Source organism: Streptomyces sp. (genome assembly GCF_036524955.1).
Taxonomy (GTDB): Bacteria; Actinomycetota; Actinomycetes; order Streptomycetales; family Streptomycetaceae; genus Actinacidiphila.
Map to the genome: position 1 here is coordinate 1 of NZ_DATDBG010000054.1, position 4,490 is coordinate 4,490.

The 4,490-nt window shown below is 75.3% G+C and carries 2 protein-coding genes; both read left to right on the forward strand.

From position 1 onward, the window contains the following. The coding region (locus tag VIW71_RS04425; protein ID WP_414720652.1) for an SDR family NAD(P)-dependent oxidoreductase at window positions 1–4,212 on the forward strand (4,212 nt) is incomplete at its 5' end. A gap of 29 nt (window positions 4,213–4,241) precedes the next feature. Beyond that, on the forward strand, window positions 4,242–4,490 hold a 249-nt coding region (locus VIW71_RS04430; protein ID WP_331620628.1), incomplete at its 3' end, for a beta-ketoacyl synthase N-terminal-like domain-containing protein.

Below are 4,490 nucleotides of genomic sequence, written 5' to 3' on the forward strand. Positions count from 1 at the left end.
TTGCTGACCGAGCAGCGGGAGTGGCCGGTGACGGGGCGTCCGCGTCGTGCGGGGGTGTCGTCGTTCGGGATCAGTGGGACCAACGCTCATGTGATCCTCGAACAGGCTCCCGCCGACGAACCCGTGGAAGACGACCCGGACCGTACCCGTACCGCTCCCGGCGGCACCCTGCTCACGCCCGACGCCGTACCCCTGGTGCTGTCCGCCGCGTCCGAGCAGGCACTCGCCGAGCAGGCCGGGCGGCTGCGCACGCACCTCGGGGCGGCCGGCGACGTGGACCTGCTCGACCTCGGCCACTCCCTGGCGATCAGCCGCTCGGCCCTCGACCGGCGGGCCGTACTCCTGGCCGGGAACCGGCAGGAGACCCTGGACGGCCTGGACGCGCTAACCCGCGGCGACTCCTCCGCCCGGCTCGTCACCGGCGAGCCGGCCCCCGGCAGGACCGCCTTCCTCTTCACCGGCCAGGGCAGCCAGCAGCCCGGCATGGGACGCGAGCTGTACGCCGCCCACCCGGTGTTCGCCCGGGCGCTGGACGCCGTGTGCACCGAACTCGACCGCCACATGGGCCGCTCCGTACGGGACGTGATCTTCGCCGCGGACGGGACGCCCGAGGCCGAACTGCTGCACCGGACCGCCTTCACCCAGACCGGCCTGTTCGCCCTCGAAGTCGCGCTCTACCGGCTCGCGGAGAGCCTGGGCCTGACGGCCGACTTCGTCGCGGGGCACTCCATCGGCGAACTGGTCGCCGCCCACGCGGCGGGCGTCCTCTCGCTGTCCGACGCGGCAGCCCTGGTGGCGGCCCGCGGCAGGCTGATGCAGGCCCTGGAGCGGGAGGGCGCGATGGTGTCCGTCCTGGCCCCGGAGGAGGAGGTCGCCGCGCTCCTGGAGGGGCGCGCGAGCGAGGTCGCCGTCGCGGCCGTGAACGGGCCCGCCTCCGTGGTGATCTCCGGCGATCTGGCGGCCGTGCTGGCCGTCGCCGGGGAACTGGAGGCCCGCGGCCGCAAGACCCGCCGGCTGAAGGTGAGCCATGCCTTCCACTCGCCGCACATGGACCCGATGCTCGACGAGTTCCGCGCCGTGGCCCAGGGGCTGACCTTCGCGCCGCCGCTCGTGCCGATCGTGTCCAACGTGACCGGAGCGGTCGTGCCCGCCGAGGAGGTGTGCTCCCCGGACTACTGGGTACGGCACGTCCGCGAGGCCGTCCGCTTCTGCGACGGCATCCGCACCCTCCAGGACGCCGGTGTCACGACCTTCGTCGAACTGGGCCCCGACGCGGTGCTGTCGGCCATGGGACGCGACTGCGTCGTCGAAGCGGGCGGCGCGGAACCGGAGTTCGTCCCGCTGCTCCGCAAGGGCCGTACCGAGCCCGCCGCGGTCACCCACGCGCTCGCCCGGCTCCACGTGCGGCACGCCGGGCCCTCCTGGGCAGCCGTGTTCGACGGCACCGGCGCCCGCCGTGTCGACCTGCCCACGTACGCCTTCCAGCGCAAGCGGTACTGGCCCGAGGCCCCGGCACCCACCGGCGATGTCGCCGCCGCCGGCCTGGGCACCACCGACCATCCGCTGCTCGGCGCGACCCTCACCCGCGCCGACACCGACGAGACCGTCCTCACCGGCCGGCTCTCCCTGCGCACCCACCCCTGGCTCGCCGACCACGCGGTGCTCGGCCGGGTCCTGCTGCCGGGCACCGCCTTCGTCGAGCTCGCCCTCCAGGCCGGCCTCGAAGCCGGCGCCGAAGTCCTCGAAGAGCTCACCCTCGAAGCACCGCTGGTGCTGCAGGAGCGCGGCGCCGTGCGGTTCCAGGTCGCCGTCGGCACCCCCGACGAGACCGGACGCCGTACCGTCACCGTGCACTCCCGGCCGGAGGACGGCGGCTTCGACGAGCCCTGGACCCGGCACGCCGGCGGTACCCTGCTGCCCGACGCGGCGCTGCCCGACGCCGCCGGGACCGGCCGCACGCAAGCCGACTGGCCGCCTTCCGGCGCTGCACCGATCGACCTGACCGCGCGCTACGACGCCCTCGCCGAGCAGGGATTCGACTACGGCCCGGCCTTCCGCGGCCTGCGGTCCGCCTGGCGGCGGGACAACGAGGTCCACGCCGAACTGGCCCTGCCCGAAGGGCAGCAGGAGCGGGCCGCCGCGTTCGGGCTGCACCCGGCCCTGCTGGACTCGGCGCTGCACGCCATCGAACTCGGTGTGCTGCCCGGCACCGGCGAGCCCAGGCTGCCGTTCGTGTGGAGCGGGGTGCGGCTGTTCGCCACCGGCGCCGCCGCGGCCCGGGTTCGGCTCACCCCCGCCGGCCCCGACGCGGTCACCATCGAGGTGGCGGACGCCACCGGCGCACCCGTCGCCGTGGTGGAATCCCTCGCCGTACGCGCCGTGTCCGCCGCACAGCTCGGCTCGGCCGGCGGCCGCAGCCACGAGGCGCTGTTCCGGCTCGCCTGGGAGCCGGCCGCCCAAGCCGCAGGGACCCCGGCCGGGCCGTGGGCCCTCCTCGGCGAGGCGACACCGCAACTCGCCGGCGCCGAGCGGTTCGCGGACGTGGGGGCCGTCGCCTCCGCCGTCGCCGCGGGTGCCACCGCCCCCGCGGCGGTCGTCGCGGCCCTGCCGGCCGACAGCGGCTCGCCGCGGGAGGCCGTGCACCGCGCCCTGGCACTGGTCCAGGCGTGGCTGGCCGACGAGCGGCTGGCCGGCACCCGGCTCGCCGTGGTCACCCGCCGCGCGGTCGCCGCCGCACCGGACGAGGACGTCCCCCACCTCGCGCACGCGGCCGTATGGGGGCTGCTGCGCTCGGCGCAGACCGAGAACCCCGACCGGCTGCTGCTGGTGGACCTCGACGACGGCAGCGACTTGCGGCAGGCACTCGACAGGGCCCTGTCCACGGGGGACCAGCAGGTCGCGGTCCGCGGCGGCAGGCTGCTCACGCCGCGCCTGCGGCGTGCCGTGGTGCCCGAAGAGGGCCCCGGCCCCTGGGACGAGGACGGCACCGTGCTGATCACCGGCGCCACCGGAGCGCTGGGCGGCATGCTGGCCCGGCACCTGGTGCGCGATCACGGCATCAAGCACCTGCTGCTGACCAGCCGCCGCGGCCCCGCCGCCGACGGCGCGGCGGAACTGCGGGCCGAGCTGAACGACCTCGGCGCCGAAGTCACCGTCACGGCCTGCGACGTGGCCGACCGCGAAGCGCTCGACGCTCTGCTGGCCGCCGTCCCCGCGGAGCACCCGGTCACCGCCGTCGTGCACGCGGCCGGCGTCCTCGACGACGGTGTACTCGCGTCCCTGACGCCCGAACGGATCGACGGCGTCCTGCGGCCCAAGGCGGACGCCGCCTGGAACCTGCACGAGGCCACCCGCGGCCTGGACCTGACCGCGTTCGTCCTCTACTCCTCCATCCAGGGCCTGGTCGGCGGTGCGGGACAGGCCAACTACGCCGCCGCCAACGCCTTCCTGGACGCACTCGCCCACCACCGCAGGGCCCAGGGCCTGACCGCCACCTCGCTCGCCTGGGGCCCCTGGGCCGAAGGGGGTATGGCGGCCGCCCTCACCGAAGCCGACCGGAACCGGTTTGCCAAGTCCGGCATGACCGCCATCACCGCCGCACAGGGCATGGAGCTCTTCGACGCCGCACTGCGGCTGGACGAGGCCGTTGCCGTCCCCCTCCCGCTGGACACCGCCGCCCTGCGGGCCCGTGGACCGGCGATCCCCGCCCTGCTCAGCGGCCTGGTCCGGGCCCAGAGCAGGCGAGCAGGCGGCGGTCTGCCCGCCGGCCCGGCAGGCGGGCAGACCGCCGCCGGCCCGGGCCTCACCGACCGGCTGGCCGGCCTCACCGAGGAGGAGCAGCAGCAACTCCTGCTGGACCTGGTACGCGCCGAGGTCGCCGCCACGCTCGACTACGGCGGCACAGCCACCGTGGACGCGAAGAAGGGCTTCAAGGAACTCGGCCTCGACTCGCTCACCGCCGTCGAACTCCGCAACCGGCTCGGCAAGGCCACCGGCCTGCGGCTGCCCGCCACGCTCGTCTTCGACTACCCGACGCCGACGGCGGTCGCCGCCCACCTGCGCGGCACGCTCGCCCCGGAGCCGCAGTCCCCGTCCGGCGCCGCGGGCACGGACCCCGGCGGCTCCGCCGAACCCGACGACGGCACGGACCTCATCGACGACCTGGATGTCGATGCGCTCATCCGCATGGCCCGCACGAACTCCGGCTCCTAGTGCCGAGCGATCCCCGAAAGGCAGAGAAGATGACGAACACGTCGCCGGAAGCGGTCGTGGAGGCCCTGCGGGCCTCGCTGAAGGAGACCACCCGACTGCGCCGCCAGAACGACGAACTGCTCGCCGCGGCCCGGGAACCCATCGCCATCGTGGGGGTGGGGTGCCGGTATCCGGGTGGGGTGCGGTCGGCTGAGGACTTGTGGGAGCTGGTGGTGTCCGGGTCGGACGCGGTGTCGGGTTTTCCGGTGGACCGGGGCTGGGATGTGGAGGGGTTGTAC